Origin of the sequence: Streptomyces sp. SAI-170 (assembly GCF_049739565.1) — a bacterium.
Classification (GTDB): domain Bacteria; phylum Actinomycetota; class Actinomycetes; order Streptomycetales; family Streptomycetaceae; genus Streptomyces.
In genome coordinates this window covers 6241289-6257874 of sequence record NZ_JBMGQD010000001.1, presented here as the reverse complement: position 1 = coordinate 6257874, position 16586 = coordinate 6241289, and the positions used below count along the sequence as shown (strand labels likewise).

The following is a 16586-nucleotide window of genomic DNA, read 5'->3' as shown; positions in this document are numbered from 1 at the left end:
TGTCATGAGAAAAGTGGGTCTGCTGTTCGCCGCGGTGCCGGTGCTGATCACGGCCGGGGTGTACTTCCTGGCGCCCTCCGACGACTCCTCGGCGCAGAACGGGACGTCCGTCGAGCAGCTGGCCCGTGACGAGGCCAAGGCGAAGGCCGAGGGGGACAGCAGCGCGGACGACAAGGCGATCGCCGCCCTGCCGCCCGGCCTCGCGGCTCCGGCGAAGAAGGACCTGGCCCAGCGGATCGTGTCCACGTCCGCGTTCTCCTCGCTGGACTGGCGCCGCTCCTACGGCGCCATCGAGGACTCCGGCGACGGCACCGGCTACACCGCGGGCGTCGTCGGCTTCTGCACCGGCACCCACGATCTGCTGGTCCTGGTGGAGAACTACACCAAGGCCCACCCGGACAACGCTCTGGCCCGCTACCTCCCTGCCCTGCGCAAGGTCGACGGCACGGCCTCCCACGAGGGCCTGGACCCCGGTTTCACCGCGGCCTGGAAGGCGGAGGCGCAGGTCCCGGCGTTCCGCGCGGCCCAGGACGCCGAGCGCGACAACGTCTACTTCGACCCGGCGGTACGCCTGGCCAAGCTGGACGGCCTGGGCACCCTCGGCCAGTTCATCTACTACGACGCGATGATCTACCACGGCCCGGACTCCAGCCCGAACGGCTTCTACGGCATGCGCGAACGCGCCCTGAAGCAGGCCGACCTGCCCTCCGAGGGCGGCGACGAGCGGGCGTACCTGGACGCGTTCCTGGACGTCCGCCGCGCGGCCATGCTGGCCAAGAAGGCGAACGCCGACACCAGCCGTATCGACACGGCCCAGCGCCGCTTCCTGAACGAGGGCAACCTCGACCTGGCGACCCCCCTGACCTGGCAGGTCTACGGCGAAACTTTCAAGGTGCCGTAAAGACCGACGTGCCTGAAGGGGCGCGGGGAACGGCGCGACCAGCCACAGCCGACCCGCGCCCGGCGCCGCACGGACAATCCCACGGCGAGAAGCCGGAAAATGCGGCAGCGCCTGCCCAAAGTCCGGTCGGGGACAGGGCAGGCGCCACCAATGTTCCGTACGCCTTTGTACGGGACGTCTTGTGCCGGCCGGATCAGACCGTCAGCGCACGGTCCGTAGGACGGATCGGCGCCGGCAGGTCACTCGCTCCGGTCAGGAAGCGGTCGACGCCACGGGCGGCCGAGCGGCCCTCCGCGATCGCCCACACGATGAGGGACTGGCCGCGGCCGGCGTCACCGGCGACGAACACTCCCGGAACGTTCGTCTGGAAATCGGCGTCGCGAGCGATGTTACCCCGCTCGTCGAGGTCCAGCGCGAACTGCTCCACCAGGCCGTTCTCCCGGTCGGTGCCGGTGAAGCCCATGGCGAGGGTGACCAGCTGGGCAGGGATCTTGCGCTCGGTGCCCGGCTTCTGGGTCAGCTTGCCGTCCACGAACTCGACCTCGACCAGGTGCAGCCACTGGACGTTGCCGTCCTCGTCGCCCTCGAAGTGGGTGGTGGAGACGGAGTAGACCCGCTCGCCGCCCTCCTCGTGCGCGGAGGTGACCTTGTACAGCATCGGGAAGGTCGGCCACGGCTGGCCCGCGTTCCGGTCCTCGCCCGGCCGCGGCATGATCTCCAGCTGGGTGACGGAGGCCGCGCCCTGGCGGTGGGCGGTGCCGACGCAGTCCGCGCCGGTGTCGCCGCCGCCGATGACCACGACGTGCTTGCCCTCGGCCGTGATGGGGGGCGCCACGAAGTCGCCCTCCTGCACCTTGTTGGCCAGCGGCAGGTACTCCATGGCCTGGTAGATGCCCTTGAGCTCACGGCCCGGCACCGGCAGGTCGCGGGCCGTGGTGGCGCCGACGGCCAGCACGACGGCGTCGTACCGCTTGCGCAGCGCGGTCGCCGGCATGTCGCGGCCGATCTCGACACCCGTGCGGAACTTGGTGCCCTCCGCGCGCATCTGCTCGATACGGCGGTTGATGTGCCGCTTCTCCATCTTGAACTCGGGGATGCCGTAGCGGAGGAGACCTCCGATGCGGTCCGCGCGCTCGTAGACGGCGACGGTGTGGCCGGCCCGGGTCAGCTGCTGGGCGGCGGCCAGACCGGCCGGGCCCGAGCCGACGACGGCGACGGTCTTGCCCGACAGGCGCTCGGGGATCTGCGGGGCGACGTCCCCGGTGTCCCACGCCTTGTCGATGATCGAGACCTCGACGTTCTTGATGGTGACGGCCGGCTGGTTGATGCCGAGCACACACGCCGACTCACAGGGCGCCGGGCAGAGGCGGCCGGTGAACTCCGGGAAGTTGTTGGTGGCGTGCAGGCGCTCCTGCGCCGCCGACCAGTCCTCGCGGTAGGCGTAGTCGTTCCACTCGGGGATCAGGTTCCCCAGCGGACAGCCGTTGTGGCAGAACGGGATGCCGCAGTCCATGCAGCGGGACGCCTGCTTGCTGATGATCGGCAGCAGCGAGCCGGGGACGTAGACCTCGTTCCAGTCCCTGACGCGCTCCTCGACGGGGCGGGACTTGGCGACCTCGCGGCCGTGGTTCAGAAAGCCCTTCGGGTCAGCCATTGATCGCCGCCTCCATCATCTTCTCGGTGATCTCGGACTCGGAGAGACCGTCTCGCTCGGCGGCGTCCTTGGCGGCGAGCACTGCCTTGTACGTGCTGGGGATGATCTTGCTGAAGCGCTCCGCGGCCGTGTCCCAGTCCGCGAGGAGCTTCTCGGCGACCGTGGAACCGGTCTCCTCCTGGTGACGGCGCACCACGTCGTGCAGCCACTGCTTGTCGGCCTCGTCCAGCGCCTCGATCGCGTCGACGTTGCCGACGTTGACGTTGTCGCGGTCCAGGTCGATGACGTACGCGACACCGCCGGACATGCCGGCCGCGAAGTTGCGGCCCGTCTCGCCGAGGACGACGGCGTGGCCGCCGGTCATGTACTCGCAGCCGTGGTCGCCCACGCCCTCGGAGACCACCAGCGCGCCGGAGTTGCGGACGCAGAACCGCTCACCGGTGCGGCCGCGCAGGAACAGCTCGCCTGCGGTGGCGCCGTAGGCGATGGTGTTGCCCGCGATCGTCGAGTACTCGGCGAGGTGGTCGGCACCCCGGTCCGGACGGACGACGACACGGCCGCCGGACAGCCCCTTGCCGACGTAGTCGTTGGCGTCGCCCTCCAGGCGCAGCGTGACACCGCGCGGGAGGAAGGCGCCGAAGGACTGGCCGGCCGAGCCGGTGAAGGTGATGTCGATGGTGTCGTCGGGCAGGCCCGCGCCACCGAACTTCTTCGTCACCTCGTGGCCGAGCATGGTGCCGACCGTGCGGTTGATGTTGCGGATGGCGACCTGGGCGCGGACCGGCTGTGCGTCCGTCGCGTCCGAGGCGGCCAGCGCGTCCGCGGCCAGCTTGATCAGCTCGTTGTCGAGGGCCTTCTCCAGGCCGTGGTCCTGGGCGATCACCTGGTGGCGCACCGCGCCCTCGGGCAGGGCGGGCACGTGGAACAGCGGCTCCAGGTCCAGGCCCTGTGCCTTCCAGTGGTCCACCGCGCGCTCGACGTCCAGCACCTCGGCGTGGCCGACGGCCTCCTCGATGGAGCGGAAGCCCAGCTCGGCGAGGAGCTCGCGGACCTCTTCGGCGATGAACTGGAAGAAGTTCACCACGTACTCGGCCTTGCCGGTGAAGCGGTCGCGCAGAGTCGGGTTCTGGGTGGCGATGCCGACCGGGCAGGTGTCCAGGTGGCAGACGCGCATCATGACGCAGCCGGAGACGACGAGCGGCGCGGTCGCGAAACCGAACTCCTCGGCGCCGAGCAGCGCGGCGATGATCACGTCACGGCCGGTCTTCAGCTGGCCGTCGGTCTGCACGACGATGCGGTCGCGCAGGCCGTTGAGCAGCAGCGTCTGCTGGGTCTCGGCGAGGCCGAGCTCCCAGGGACCACCGGCGTGCTTCAGCGAGGTCAGCGGGGAGGCACCCGTGCCACCGTCGTGACCCGAGATCAGGACGACGTCCGCGTGCGCCTTGGAGACACCCGCGGCGACCGTGCCGACGCCGACCTCGGAGACCAGCTTCACGTGAATCCGCGCCTGCGGGTTCGCGTTCTTCAGGTCGTGGATCAGCTGGGCCAGGTCCTCGATGGAGTAGATGTCATGGTGCGGCGGCGGGGAGATCAGGCCGACGCCCGGCGTCGAGTGCCGGGTCTTGGCGACCCACGGGTAGACCTTGTGGCCGGGCAGCTGGCCGCCCTCGCCGGGCTTGGCGCCCTGGGCCATCTTGATCTGGATGTCGTCCGCGTTGACCAGGTACTCGGAGGTGACGCCGAAGCGGCCGGAGGCGACCTGCTTGATGGCGCTGCGCCGGGCCGGGTCGTACAGACGCTCCGGGTCCTCGCCGCCCTCACCGGTGTTGGACTTGCCGCCCAGCTGGTTCATGGCGATGGCGAGGGTCTCGTGCGCCTCCTTGGAGATGGAGCCGTACGACATGGCGCCGGTGGAGAAGCGCTTGACGATCTCGGAGACCGGCTCGACCTCGTCGATGGAGATCGGCTGACGGTCCGACTTGAAGCCGAACAGGCCGCGCAGCGTCATCAGGCGCTCGGACTGCTCGTTCACGCGGTCCGTGTACTTCTTGAAGATGTCGTAGCGCTTGGTGCGGGTCGAGTGCTGGAGGCGGAAGACCGTCTCCGGGTCGAACAGGTGCGGCTCGCCCTCGCGGCGCCACTGGTACTCGCCGCCGATCTCCAGCGCGCGGTGCGCGGGAGCGATGCCGGAGGCCGGGTAGGCCTTGGCGTGGCGGGCGGCGACCTCCTTGGCGACGACGTCGATGCCGACGCCGCCGATCTTGGAGGCGGTGCCGTTGAAGTACTTCTCCACGAAGGCCGCTTCGAGGCCGACGGCCTCGAAGACCTGGGCGCCGCGGTAGGAGGCGACGGTGGAGATGCCCATCTTGGACATGACCTTCAGCACGCCCTTGCCGAGGGCGTAGATGAGGTTCTTGATGGCCTTCTCGGGCTCCAGGCCGCTGAGGAACGTGCCGGCGCGCAGCAGGTCCTCGACCGACTCCATCGCCAGGTACGGGTTGACGGCGGCGGCGCCGTAGCCGATGAGCAGCGCGACGTGGTGGACCTCGCGGACGTCGCCGGCCTCGACCAGCAGGCCCACCTGGGTGCGCTGCTTGGTGCGGATGAGGTGGTGGTGGACGGCCGCGGTGAGCAGCAGCGACGGGATCGGCGCGTGCTCGGCGTCGGAGTGACGGTCCGACAGGACGATCAGCCGGGCGCCGTTCTCGATGGCGGCGTCGGCCTCGGCGCAGATCTCGTCGATCCGCGCGGCCAGCGCCTCACCGCCGCCGTGCACCCGGTACAGGCCGGACAGCGTCGCGGCCTTGAAGCCGGGCATGTCGCCGTCGGCGTTGATGTGGATGAGCTTGGCCAGCTCGTCGTTGTCGATGACCGGGAAGGGCAGCACGACGGAGCGGCAGGACGCGGCGCTCGGGTCGAGCAGGTTGCCCTGCGGGCCGAGCGAGCTGCGCAGGGAGGTGACCAGCTCTTCGCGGATCGCGTCCAGCGGCGGGTTGGTGACCTGCGCGAACAGCTGGGTGAAGTAGTCGAAGAGCAGCCGCGGGCGCTCGGACAGGGCCGCGATGGGCGAGTCCGTGCCCATGGAGCCGATCGGCTCGGCGCCGGCGCGGGCCATCGGGGCGAGGATGACGCGCAGCTCTTCCTCGGTGTAGCCGAAGGTCTGCTGGCGGCGGGTGACCGAGGCGTGGGTGTGGACGATGTGCTCGCGCTCGGGCAGGTCGCTCAGCTCGATCTCGCCGGTCTCCAGCCACTCCGCGTAGGGGGCCTCGGCGGCGAGCTGCGCCTTGATCTCGTCGTCCTCGATGATGCGGTGCTCGACGGTGTCGACGAGGAACATCTTGCCGGGCTGGAGGCGGCCCTTGCGGACGACCTTCGCGGGGTCGATGTCCAGGACGCCGACCTCGGAGCCGAGGACGACGAGGCCCTCGTCGGTGACCCAGTAGCGGCCGGGGCGCAGACCGTTGCGGTCGAGCACGGCGCCGACCTGCGTGCCGTCGGTGAAGGTGACACAGGCGGGGCCGTCCCAGGGCTCCATCAGGTTGGAGTGGAACTGGTAGAAGGCGCGGCGGGCCGGCTCCATGGAGTCGTGGTTCTCCCACGCCTCCGGGATCATCATCAGCACGGAGTGCGGCAGCGAACGGCCACCGAGGTGCAGCAGTTCGAGCACCTCGTCGAAGGAGGCCGAGTCGGAGGCGTCCGGCGTACAGATCGGGAAGATCCGCTCGAGCTTGTCGCCGCCGAAGAGGTCGGAGACGAGCTGCGACTCGCGGGCGACCATCCAGTTGCGGTTGCCCTTGACGGTGTTGATCTCACCGTTGTGCGCGACGAACCGGTACGGGTGCGCCAGCGGCCACGACGGGAAGGTGTTCGTGGAGAACCGGGAGTGCACGAGCGCGATCGCGGAGGCGAAGCGGCGGTCGGACAGGTCCGGGAAGAACGGCTCCAGCTGGCCGGTGGTCAGCATGCCCTTGTAGACGATGGTCCGCGCGGACAGCGACGGGAAGTACACGCCGACCTCGCGCTCGGCGCGCTTGCGCAGCACGAACGCCTTGCGGTCCAGGGCGATGCCCGTGCTGGTGCCGTCGCTCACGAAGATCTGGCGGAAGACCGGCATGGTGGAGCGGGCGGTGGCGCCGAGCAGCTCGGGCGCGACCGGGACCTCACGCCAGCCGAGGACGGTCAGGCCCTCCTCGGCCGCGATCGTCTCGATGTGCGAGACGGCGTCCTGGGTGCCCTCCTCGGGCAGGAAGGCGATACCGACCGCGTAGGCACCGGCCTCGGGCAGTTCGAATCCGGCCACCTCGCGCAGGAAGGCGTCCGGCACCTGGGAGAGGATGCCCGCGCCGTCGCCCGAGTCGGGCTCGGAGCCGGTGGCACCGCGGTGCTCCAGGTTGCGCAGGACCGTCAGGGCCTGCTCGACCAGGGTGTGGGACGCCTCGCCGGTGAGGGTGGCGACGAAACCGACGCCGCACGCGTCGCGTTCGTTGCGGGGGTCGTACATACCCTGCGCAGCAGGGCGAGCATCCATGAAGGACCAGTTCTGGCCATTCGCGGAGTGCTGGGACGGCTGGCGCGGCGTACGCATCGGCTCTCCCGTCGTCGTCATCTGGCATGTGCAAGTGCCGAGGGACGACGTTGGCCCTCTGCGTGGAGTCAAAATTTCGTGCAGGTTACATGATGGAGCGGTTCTCGGGAACCGGGATAGTCCGTTCCAGCATGCGGACGCCGCGGGTATCGGCGCAGGTACCGCGCTTGGCGGTGAATGTATTGGGGGACCGACGGGGACAGATCCATGTCCTTCGGCCCGGGGGGCGGGTGGGGCTTCGTCGCCTGCCCCGCGAGTGCGCCGCGGGCCTCATTGCCCACAGCGCTTACGGCTCATGCCCGGTGGTCACGCGCTCGAAACCACCGAGTAACGGCTACTTATGCGGCCCAACGCATAAGTTCCAGCCGCGTCATCCTACGGCGATTCCGAACAGGCTGCCCAGGACGTACGTCACACCGGCCGCGGCACCACCCAGCGCGAGCTGCCTCAGCCCGCTGAACCACCAGCTGCGCGCGGTCACCTTGGCCACCACCGCCCCGGCCGCGAACAGCCCGAGCAGAGCCAGCAGCACGGCGGGCCACAGCGCGGTAGCGCCGAGCAGATACGGCAGCACGGGCAGCAGGGCCCCCAGCGCGAACGCCCCGAACGAGGACACGGCCGCGACCGTGGGGGAGGGCAGGTCGCCGGGGTCGATGCCCAGCTCCTCGCGGGCGTGGATCTCCAGGGCCTGCTCGGGGTCCCGCGACAGCTGCCGGGCCACCTGGCGGGCCAGCTCCGGCTCCACGCCCCGCGACTCGTAGAGCGCGGCCAGCTCGGCCTCCTCGTCCTTGGGGTGCCGGCGCAGCTCGCGCCGCTCGACGTCCAGCTCGGCCTCGACCAGCTCGCGCTGGGAGGCGACGGAGGTGTACTCACCGGCGGCCATGGAGAAGGCGCCGGCCGCGAGACCCGCGAGCCCGGTCAGCACGACGGTCTGCTGACTCACGGAGCTGCCGGCCACACCCGTCATCAGCGCCAGGTTGGAGACCAGACCGTCCATCGCACCGAACACGGCGGGGCGCAGCCAGCCGCCGTTGACGTCGCGGTGCGTGTGGTTGTCCCGGTGCGCCTCGTGCAGCACCGCCTCGGTCTCGATGATGGCCATCGGGAGCCCCCCAATTGAGCTTAGCCAAAGCTAACTTTGGACGCGTTCTACTTTTCGACAACGCCCACACTACGTCCCCCTATTCCTCCTCGCCAGCAAGGAAAGGCTGGGCTAACCTGCGGTTTTGCCTTCGAAAGCTCATCCGAGCGCTAAGTGACACATATGTCGACCGGGTGACAGTGAGACGGATGAGGCTGAAGTCAACCGCTGTCGGTGGGACACATCCGCAAAGGGTCCCGCCCTACGCGGACCCCCTTCAGCAACGGAGGCCGCGTATGGCATCCCTCGCCTGCGTCCCGCCGGTCCCGGCATCCGGGAACACCGCCGAACTCCGCGAACGGGCCCGCGGCGCCCTGCTCGGCCTGGCCGTCGGGGACGCCCTCGGGGCCCCGGCCGAGAACCTGAAGCCGTCGGAGATCCGCGCCCGCTGGGGCCGTATCACCGGCTACGTCGCCGAGCACCCGGCCGGCACGGACGACACCGAGTACGCCATCTTCTCGGGCCTGCTGCTCGCCCGCCACGGCTCGGCCCTCACCCCGGCCCATGTGGAGGCGGCCTGGCACGAGTGGATCGCCGACCGCGACGAGGGGCCCTTCCGCGGCGCGGGCTTCAGCGAGCGCGGCACGCTGGAGAACCTGCGCAGGGGCCTCGCGGCTCCGGTCTCGGCCCAGCACCGGCACGCCTGGAGCGACGGCCTGGCGATGCGCGCCGCCCCCTTCGGCGTCTTCGCCGCCGGCCGCCCCGCGGAGGCGGCCCGCCTGGTCGCGATCGACGGCTCGGTCAGCCATGACGGCGAGGGCATCTACGGCGGCCAGGCGGTCGCGGCGGGCGTGGCCGCGGCGATGACGGGCGCCCCGCCGATCACCGTGATCGCCTCTGCCCTGGCGGTCGTCCCCGACGACTCCTGGACGGCACGCTCACTGAGGAGGGCCGTGTCCGTGGCGCACCGCGGCGAACGGGCGGTCCGCTCCGCGGTGGTCATCGGCGGCTACCCCTGGACCGACCTGGCCCCCGAGGCCGTCGCCCTCGCCTTCGGCGCGTACGCGGCCGCCGACGGCGACTTCCGCGAGGCCGTGCTCACCGCCGTGAACATGGGCCGGGACGCCGACACGACGGCCGCGGTGGCGGGCGCCCTGGCCGGAGCGACACAGGGCGCCTCCGCGATCCCGGCCGAATGGGCCGACGCGATCGGCCCGGCCCGCGGCAGCTGCCTCCCCTCGATGGCCGGCCACCACGTCCTGGAGGTGGCGGACCTCCTGACCCCGACCGAGCCGACCCCGGCCCCCGACCGAACCGCCTTCACCCTGGCAGCGGACGCCCCGGGCAGCGCCTGATGAGGCCGCCTGCCCCATGGGACGAGGGCCAGGGCACAACGCCCCTGCCGATCGCCGCCGGAGAGCCGGAAACGGGGGCGCCGCCGGACACGACGAGCACGCCGCAGCGGGACGAGGAGGAGACGCCGGACACGACGAGCGCGCAGCAGCCGGACGAGGAGGATACGCCGGACGCGAAGACGACGCCGGGCACAGAGGCGACGCCAGACACGGGGGCGACGCCGGACACCGCGAGCGCGCCGCAGGCGGACGGCGCCGCGGTCGCCGACGGCGGGTGCGCCCCACAGGGGCCACCGGCACCCGACGACGAAAGCGGTACGGGTGGTGCGGGTGAGAAACAAAACCCCCAACCCGCGGCCGCCGACGACGAGCACCCCCCACCGGGGCCACCCGCACTCGACGACGAATCCCGCACGGGCGGTGCGGGTGGGAAACACCGGGCCGAAGGCGAAGCCGAGGCCCGAAGGATCCAGGGCCTCCTCCTGGGCCTGGCGGCAGGAGACGCCGCCGGCTGGCCCGCAGCCCGCCACCGCGCCGCGCGGCTGCCCGACTGGACCCGCCGCCTCACCCGAGAGCTGGACACCTTCGCCGAACAGCACGCCACCACCACCCTCCCCGTCCCCATCGCCCTCAACCAACCCCCGGCCCCCCTCCGCCTCGGCCCCTCCGACGACGCCGAATGGGCAGCCTTCACCGCACAGGCCCTCCTGCACGCAGGCGACGACACCACCCGCACCGACCTCGACCGAGAGCGCCGTACGAGGGCAGCCCTCGACCTCGCCTGGAACGCCCTGGCAGCCGAGGCGACCGACCTGCGCGCCCGTATCTCCGTACGAGCGGGACTCGCCAACCTCGCCACCGGCCTGCGCCCGCCCGCGACCGGCCACGACAACCCGCACTACTTCGACGACGCGGCCTGCGTACGGGCCTGCGTCCTGGCCACCGCCCACCCCGGCGCCCCCGAACACGCCGCGGCCCTCGCCGAGTTCGACGCCCGCTACACCCAGGACGGCGACGGAGTGCACGGCGCGCGGGCGATGGCAGCGGCGCTCTCCGTCGCCCTGACGGGAGCGGACGTCACGGCCTGCGCCCAGGCGGCGCTCGCCCAGCTCCCCGAGGCCACCGAGATCGGCCGCAACGCCCGCCACGCCCTGCATCTGGCCCGGGAGACCGACACCGCCTTCGCCCTGATCCCCCTCCTGGAACACGAGATCGTCGACCACGTCTACAGCTACGGCATCGCCGCCGCCGAGACGGTCCCCGTGGCGCTGTCCCTGGCCGTGGCGGCGAAGGGCCGTCTCGCCGAGGCGGTCCCCGCGGCCGCCTGCCTCTCCCGCGTCGCGGACTCCGCCCCGGCCCTGACCGGCGCCCTCACCGGCGCGCTCGGCGGCGCCGGCTCCCTCCCCGCGCCCTGGCGGGACGCCTGCCGCACTCTCTCCGGCTGTGTGCTGCCCCGCCTCACCGGCACCGACCTGGTGGAACTCGCCGGACTCCTGGAAGCCGCGCAACCGGCCCCACCAGGAGGATGATTCGGGGCATGACGCCCAAAGGAGAAGAAGCCCGCACCCTGGACGAACGCATCACCGCGGCCCTGGTCGGCGCGGCCGTCGGCGACGCCCTCGGCGGCCCCGTCGAGGGCTGGGCCCCGGAGCAGATCGCCGAGCGCCACGGCGGCCGCGTCCACGGGATCGTCGGCCCCTGGCACGGCGCCGACTGGCGCACGGCCCGCCCCATCGCGCCGTACCACAAGGGCGACGGGCACGTCACCGACGACACGTTGATGACCCACGCCCTGATCCGGGTGTACGCGCGCGTCCGCGACCACCTCGACGCCTACGCGGTCGCCGACCACCTGGTCCCGGACCTGATCACCACGCCCCGCTGGATCCCCGAGCTGGAGGCCGAGGCACTCCCCCTCCAGCGGATCTTCCTCGCGGAGAAATGGCTGGTCGCACGGCTTCACTACGGCCATGTCGACCCGCGCGAGGCGGGCGTAGGCAACATCGTCAACTGCGGGGCGGCGATGTACATGGCCCCGGTCGGCCTGGTCAACGCGGCGAACCCCACGGCCGCGTACGCCGAGGCGCTGGACGTCGCCGGTGCGCACCAGTCGTCGTACGGCCGTGAGGCGGCGGGCGTCTTCGCGGCGGCGGTCGCGGCTGCGTGCGCACCGGGCGCCACACCGCGGTCGGTCGTGGAGACCTGTCTGTCCCTGGCGAAGGACGGCACCCGGGCGGCGATCGAGCAGGTCTGCGAAACGGCCGCGCGGCACAGCGACTTCGAGTCGGCCCTGGCCCCGCTGCGCGAGGCGGTCGCCCCCTACGACACGGTCGGCCCCGACTACCGGGCCCCCTCCCTCGGCGCCCGCCGCCCGTCCCGGCTGCACGCGATCGAGGAACTCCCGATCGCCCTGGGCATGCTGCTGGTGGCGCGCGGCGACTACCGCCACGCGGTGCTCGGCTCGGTCAACTACGGCCGTGACTGCGACTCCATCGCCACCATGGCGGGCGCCCTCGCCGGCGCGCTCGGCTCCCCGGCCCCCGCGGACTGGGCCAAGACGGTCGCCGAGGCCAGCCGACTGGACCTGTGGGCCCCGGCCACGGCCCTCACCGAGGTCGCCCGTGAGATCTTCGAACGGGACGTACACCGCCGCCGCGCCCATGAACGCGCCTTCGCCGCACTGGGAGGCACCCCGTGCTCCGACTGACCTGGGTCCAGCCCGAGGACCTGATCGGCCATGAACTCGTCCAGGCCGCCCAGGACGGCCGCGAGCCGTCGGCGATCGCGGCGAGATGGCGGGCGGCCGGCGGCGGGCAGGCCCCGCAGCGGGCGGGCGCCTCCCCGGAACCGGCCTCCCGCTATCTGCGCACCCTGGCCGAGGACCTGCTGGACGAACTCGCCGACCTGCCCAGCGCGTTGGCCGACCGGGAGCCGACGGACCTCGCGGCGATCAAGGCGCTGTGCCCCGACTGGCCGGCGGACGCCAGGGCCACGACGCGACCCGCCGCCCTCGAAGCCGCCTGGCTGGGCCGGGCCGTCGGCTGCCTGCTGGGCAAACCCGTCGAGAAACTGCCTCTCGACGCGGTCCGCCGACTCGCCGGGGCCACCGGCAACTGGCCCCTGACCGGCTACTTCACCGCCCGGGGAGTCCCCGAGGAGCTGCTCGCCGAGCACCCCTGGAACCGCCGCTCGGCCGCCACCTCCCTCGCCGAGAACATCGACGGCATGCCCGAGGACGACGACCTCAACTACCCGCTGCTGGGCGTCCTCCTGCTGCAGCGCCACGGCCGGGACTTCACCACCATGGACGTGGCCCGGCTCTGGCTCGACGAACTCCCGGCGGGCCGCACCTTCACCGCCGAGCGCCTCGCCTACCGCAACCTCCTCACCGGCATCGAGCCCCCGCACACCGCCCGGCACCGCAATCCCTTCCGCGAATGGATCGGCGCCCTGATCCGCGCCGACGTCCACGGCTGGACCAACCCCGGCGCCCCCGGGGCCGCCGCGGCGCAGGCCCACCGCGACGCGACCCTCACCCACACCGCGAACGGCGTCCACGCGGCCATGTTCACGGCCGCCGTCACCGCGACGGCCGCCACCGGCACGCACGACGTGCACACCTGCCTGCGCACCGGCCTGACGGTCGTCCCGCCGCGCTCCCGGCTGGCGCAGGCGGTCACCCACGCCGTCGAACTCGCCCGCAGGACGGCCGATTTCGACGAGGTCGTGGACCGGCTCCACGCACACCACAGCGGCACCCACTGGGTCCACGCCGTCCCCAACACCGCCCTGATCGCCGCCGCCCTCACCCACGCCGACGGCGACTTCACCGGCTCAATCACCCGCGCGGTCTCCGGCGGCTGGGACACCGACTCCTGCGGCGCCACGGCCGGCAGCGTCGCCGCCCTCCTCGCCGGCTCCCCCGCCGCCCTGCCCGCCCACTGGACCGCCCCGCTGAAGAACCGCCTGGCCACCTCCGTCGCCGACTTCGACGGCACCGGCTTCGACACCCTCGCCCACCTCACCCACCTGGAGGCATCCCGCCCATGACGCACATCGCCGTCCTCGGCAGCACGAACATGGACCTCGTCGCGTACGTCGAGAAGGCCCCGCAGCGCGGGGAGACCGTGACCGGCCGGGAGTTCCGCACGATCCCCGGCGGCAAGGGCGCCAACCAGGCCATCGCCGCCGCGCACGCCGGCGCCACCGTCTCGATGATCGGCGCGGTCGGCAACGACTCCTTCGGCGCGAGACTGCGCTCCACCCTGGAGCACTCCGGCGTCGAGACCGACAGCCTGCGCACGGTCGACGGCCCCTCAGGCACCGCGCACATCGTCGTGGACGACGAGGGCGGCAACTCCATCGTCGTCATCCCCGGCGCCAACGGCACCGTCGACCACCTCTCCCCCGGCGACGAGGGCCTGATCGCCAGCGCCGACGCCCTGCTGCTCCAGCTGGAGATCCCGCTGGCCGCCGTGCTGGCGGGAGCCCAGGCCGCCCGCGCCCACGGCATCCGTACGGTCCTCACCCCGGCCCCCGCCCAGCCGCTGCCCATCGAACTGCTCGCGGCGACCGACCTGTTGGTGCCCAACGAGCACGAGGCGGCCACCCTCACCGGCCGCACCGACGCCCGCGCGGCCGCGATCGCCCTGCTGGAGGAGGTCCCGGAGGTCGTCGTCACCCTCGGCTCGGCGGGCTGTCTGTACGCCGCCCGCGGTGCCGACCCGGTCACCGTGCCCGCGCCGCAGGTCGCCGCCGTCGACTCCACCGGCGCCGGCGACACCTTCGTCGGCACGCTCGCGGTGGCGCTCGGCGAGGGCCGCCCGATGCCGGAGGCACTGCGCTGGGCGGCCGAGGCGGCCGCGCTGTCGGTGCAGCGGGAGGGGGCGTCGACATCGATGCCGTACCGCTCCGAGATCGACGCGCAGTTCACGTCATGACCGCGCAAGCCCCGCTCGCCGGCCTGCGCGTCCTGGACCTCGCCACCCTCTTCGCCGGGCCCCTCGCCGCGACCATGCTCGGTGACTTCGGCGCGGAGGTCATCAAGGTCGAGCACCCCACGAAGCCGGACCCGTCCCGCGGCCACGGGCCGGCCAAGGACGGGGTGGGCCTGTGGTGGAAGGTCCTCGGCCGCAACAAGCGCGCGATGACCCTGGACCTGTCCCGGCCCGGCGGACGGGCCACCCTGCTAAGGCTCGCCGGGACCGCGGACGTCGTCATCGAGAACTTCCGCCCCGGCACCCTGGAGAAGTGGGACCTGGGCTGGGAGGAGCTGTCGGCGGCCAATCCGCGCCTGATCCTGACCCGGGTCACCGCCTTCGGCCAGTTCGGCCCCTCCTCCCGCCGCCCCGGCTTCGGCACCCTCGCCGAGGCCATGAGCGGCTTCGCCGCGCTCACCGGCGAACCGGACGCGCCGCCGACCCTTCCGCCGTTCGGCCTGGCCGACTCCATCGCGGGCCTGGCCACGGCGTACGCGGTCATGACCGCGCTGGCCGCCCGCGACCGCACGGGCCGGGGCCAGGTGGTGGACCTCGCCCTCATCGAGCCCATCCTGGCCGCCCTCGGCCCCCAGCCCACCTGGTACGACCAGCTCGGCTACGTCCAGGAGCGCACCGGCAACCGATCCGCCAACAACGCCCCGCGCAACACCTACCGCACCGCCGACGGCAGCTGGGTCGCCGTCTCCACCTCCGCCCAGTCGATCGCCGAGCGCGTGCTGCGCCTGGTCGGCCGCCCCGAGCTGATCGACGAGCCGTGGTTCGCCACCGGCGCCGACCGGGCCCGCCACGCCGACGTCCTCGACGAAGCCGTCGGCACCTGGATCGCCGACCGCACCCGCACCGAGGTGCTCCAGGCCTTCGAGAAGGCGGACGCGGCCATCGCACCCGTCCAGGACGTACGGGACGTGATGACGGACCCCCAGTACACGGCCCTGGACACCGTCACGACGGTCGACGACCCGGACCTCGGGCCCCTGCGCATGCAGAACGTCCTCTTCCGCCTCTCCGCGACCCCCGGCGCGATCCGCTGGGCCGGCCGCCCCCACGGCGCCGACACGGAGGCCGTCCTCACCGAACTCGGCCTCACCGAGAGCGAGCTGACCGCCCTGCGCGCGGAGGGCGCCCTGTGATCCCCCGCCCGGTCATCCCACTGACCTGGCTGTACGTTCCCGGCGACCGGCCCGAGGTGGTGGCGAAGGCCCTGACCGCGGGCGCGGACGTGGTCGTCGTCGACCTGGAGGACGCGGTGGCGCCCGACCGCAAGGTCTACGCCCGCGAGGCCACGGCCGACCTCCTCACCGAAGCCCACCCGGTCCCGGTCCATGTCCGGGTCAACGCCCTGGACGGCCCCTGGGCGGAGGGCGACCTGCGGGCCCTGGCCGGCCTGCCGGGTCTCTCGGGCCTCCGGCTGCCCAAGGTCGCCTCCCGCGAGCAGATCGTCCACGTCGCCAGCCACACGACCCTCGCCACCGGCAGCACACCCCCGCTGTACGCCCTGCTGGAGACGGCCCTCGGTGTGGAACGCGCCCATGCCATCGCGACCGCGCACCCGGCCCTGCGGGGCATCGGCCTGGGCGAGGCCGATCTGCGGGCCGACCTGGGCGTACGCGGGGACAGCGGCCTGGACTGGTCGCGCTCCCGGATCGTCGTGGCCGCACGCGCGGCGGGCCTGCCGGCTCCGCCCCAGTCGGTCCACCCCGACACCCGCGACCTCGACGGCCTGGCCGCCACCTGCGCCCACGGCCGTGCCCTCGGTTTCCTGGGCCGGGCGGCGATCCACCCCCGCCAGCTGCCCGTCATCGAGCGGGCGTACCTGCCGACGGGCGAGGAGATCGAGCGGGCCGAGCGGATCGTCAAGGCGGCCGCACAGCAGGAGGGAGCCCAGGCCCTCCCGGACGGCACGTTCATCGACGCCGCGGTGATCAAGGCCGCCCAGGCGACGCTGGCCCTGACCCGACGCCGCTAGGGCCTGCCGGCGAGGCCCTGCGGAACGACGAAGGGCGCCCGGAG

Annotated in this window: 11 protein-coding genes; 8 read left to right on the top strand and 3 right to left on the bottom strand. The window is 72.5% G+C overall.

The genetic code is table 11. The features are described from left to right. Positions 1-4: 4 nt before the first annotated feature. Positions 5-901, top strand: coding sequence for a chitosanase (locus RKD23_RS28125; RefSeq protein WP_424856225.1), 897 nt, complete (start codon positions 5-7; stop codon positions 899-901). 193 nt (positions 902-1094) lie between these two features. Here the strand turns inward: RKD23_RS28125 and RKD23_RS28120 are convergent, their stop codons facing one another. From RKD23_RS28120 to RKD23_RS28110, 3 genes are all read right to left on the bottom strand, one after another. Next, complete coding sequence (locus RKD23_RS28120; protein WP_424856224.1) at positions 1095-2555, bottom strand: glutamate synthase subunit beta; 1461 nt, start codon at positions 2553-2555, stop codon at positions 1095-1097. Further along, the gene (gltB, locus tag RKD23_RS28115; RefSeq protein WP_424856223.1) at positions 2548-7140 is read right to left on the bottom strand and encodes a glutamate synthase large subunit; all 4593 of its coding nucleotides are present in this window, start codon (positions 7138-7140) and stop codon (positions 2548-2550) included. Before gltB ends, RKD23_RS28120 begins: the two co-directional genes overlap by 8 nt. A gap of 370 nt (positions 7141-7510) precedes the next feature. Beyond that, complete coding sequence (locus RKD23_RS28110) at positions 7511-8242, bottom strand: VIT1/CCC1 transporter family protein (RefSeq protein ID WP_424856222.1); 732 nt, start codon at positions 8240-8242, stop codon at positions 7511-7513. A 275-nt stretch (positions 8243-8517) separates the two neighbouring features. Here RKD23_RS28110 and RKD23_RS28105 point away from each other — a divergent pair, with 275 nt between their 5' ends. The 7 genes from RKD23_RS28105 to RKD23_RS28075 are packed head-to-tail and all read left to right on the top strand — an operon-like array spanning position 8518 to position 16542. Next, the gene (locus tag RKD23_RS28105) at positions 8518-9576 is read left to right on the top strand and encodes an ADP-ribosylglycohydrolase family protein (RefSeq protein WP_424856221.1); all 1059 of its coding nucleotides are present in this window, start codon (positions 8518-8520) and stop codon (positions 9574-9576) included. Continuing rightward, the gene (locus RKD23_RS28100; protein ID WP_424856220.1) at positions 9576-11105 is read left to right on the top strand and encodes an ADP-ribosylglycohydrolase family protein; all 1530 of its coding nucleotides are present in this window, start codon (positions 9576-9578) and stop codon (positions 11103-11105) included. Before RKD23_RS28105 ends, RKD23_RS28100 begins: the two co-directional genes overlap by 1 nt. An 8-nt stretch (positions 11106-11113) precedes the next feature. Next, positions 11114-12283 carry an ADP-ribosylglycohydrolase family protein gene (locus RKD23_RS28095; protein WP_424856219.1) on the top strand — a complete coding sequence of 390 codons (1170 nt, stop codon included), beginning with the start codon at positions 11114-11116 and terminating at the stop codon, positions 12281-12283. After that, entirely contained in the window at positions 12271-13626 is a 1356-nt protein-coding gene (locus tag RKD23_RS28090) for an ADP-ribosylglycohydrolase family protein (protein WP_424856218.1), read from the top strand. The genes RKD23_RS28095 and RKD23_RS28090 overlap by 13 nt, the downstream gene beginning before the upstream one ends. Continuing rightward, entirely contained in the window at positions 13623-14516 is an 894-nt protein-coding gene (gene rbsK / locus RKD23_RS28085; RefSeq protein ID WP_424856217.1) for a ribokinase, read from the top strand. Before RKD23_RS28090 ends, rbsK begins: the two co-directional genes overlap by 4 nt. Beyond that, positions 14513-15706 carry a CaiB/BaiF CoA transferase family protein gene (locus tag RKD23_RS28080; RefSeq protein ID WP_424856216.1) on the top strand — a complete coding sequence of 398 codons (1194 nt, stop codon included), beginning with the start codon at positions 14513-14515 and terminating at the stop codon, positions 15704-15706. Before rbsK ends, RKD23_RS28080 begins: the two co-directional genes overlap by 4 nt. After that, positions 15703-16542 carry an HpcH/HpaI aldolase/citrate lyase family protein gene (locus RKD23_RS28075; protein WP_424856215.1) on the top strand — a complete coding sequence of 280 codons (840 nt, stop codon included), beginning with the start codon at positions 15703-15705 and terminating at the stop codon, positions 16540-16542. Before RKD23_RS28080 ends, RKD23_RS28075 begins: the two co-directional genes overlap by 4 nt. Positions 16543-16586: the final 44 nt, after the last annotated feature.

What these genes read in the sequence shown, in the direction of transcription:
- RKD23_RS28125 (WP_424856225.1), top strand. Translation starts at nt 5, where the DNA reads ATGAGAAAAGTGGGTCTGCTGTTCGCCGCGGTGCCGGTGCTGATCACG.
- RKD23_RS28120 (WP_424856224.1), bottom strand. Translation starts at nt 2,555, where the DNA reads ATGGCTGACCCGAAGGGCTTTCTGAACCACGGCCGCGAGGTCGCCAAG.
- gltB (WP_424856223.1), bottom strand. Translation starts at nt 7,140, where the DNA reads ATGCGTACGCCGCGCCAGCCGTCCCAGCACTCCGCGAATGGCCAGAAC.
- RKD23_RS28110 (WP_424856222.1), bottom strand. Translation starts at nt 8,242, where the DNA reads ATGGCCATCATCGAGACCGAGGCGGTGCTGCACGAGGCGCACCGGGAC.
- RKD23_RS28105 (WP_424856221.1), top strand. Translation starts at nt 8,518, where the DNA reads ATGGCATCCCTCGCCTGCGTCCCGCCGGTCCCGGCATCCGGGAACACC.
- RKD23_RS28100 (WP_424856220.1), top strand. Translation starts at nt 9,576, where the DNA reads ATGAGGCCGCCTGCCCCATGGGACGAGGGCCAGGGCACAACGCCCCTG.
- RKD23_RS28095 (WP_424856219.1), top strand. Translation starts at nt 11,114, where the DNA reads ATGACGCCCAAAGGAGAAGAAGCCCGCACCCTGGACGAACGCATCACC.
- rbsK (WP_424856217.1), top strand. Translation starts at nt 13,623, where the DNA reads ATGACGCACATCGCCGTCCTCGGCAGCACGAACATGGACCTCGTCGCG.
- RKD23_RS28080 (WP_424856216.1), top strand. Translation starts at nt 14,513, where the DNA reads ATGACCGCGCAAGCCCCGCTCGCCGGCCTGCGCGTCCTGGACCTCGCC.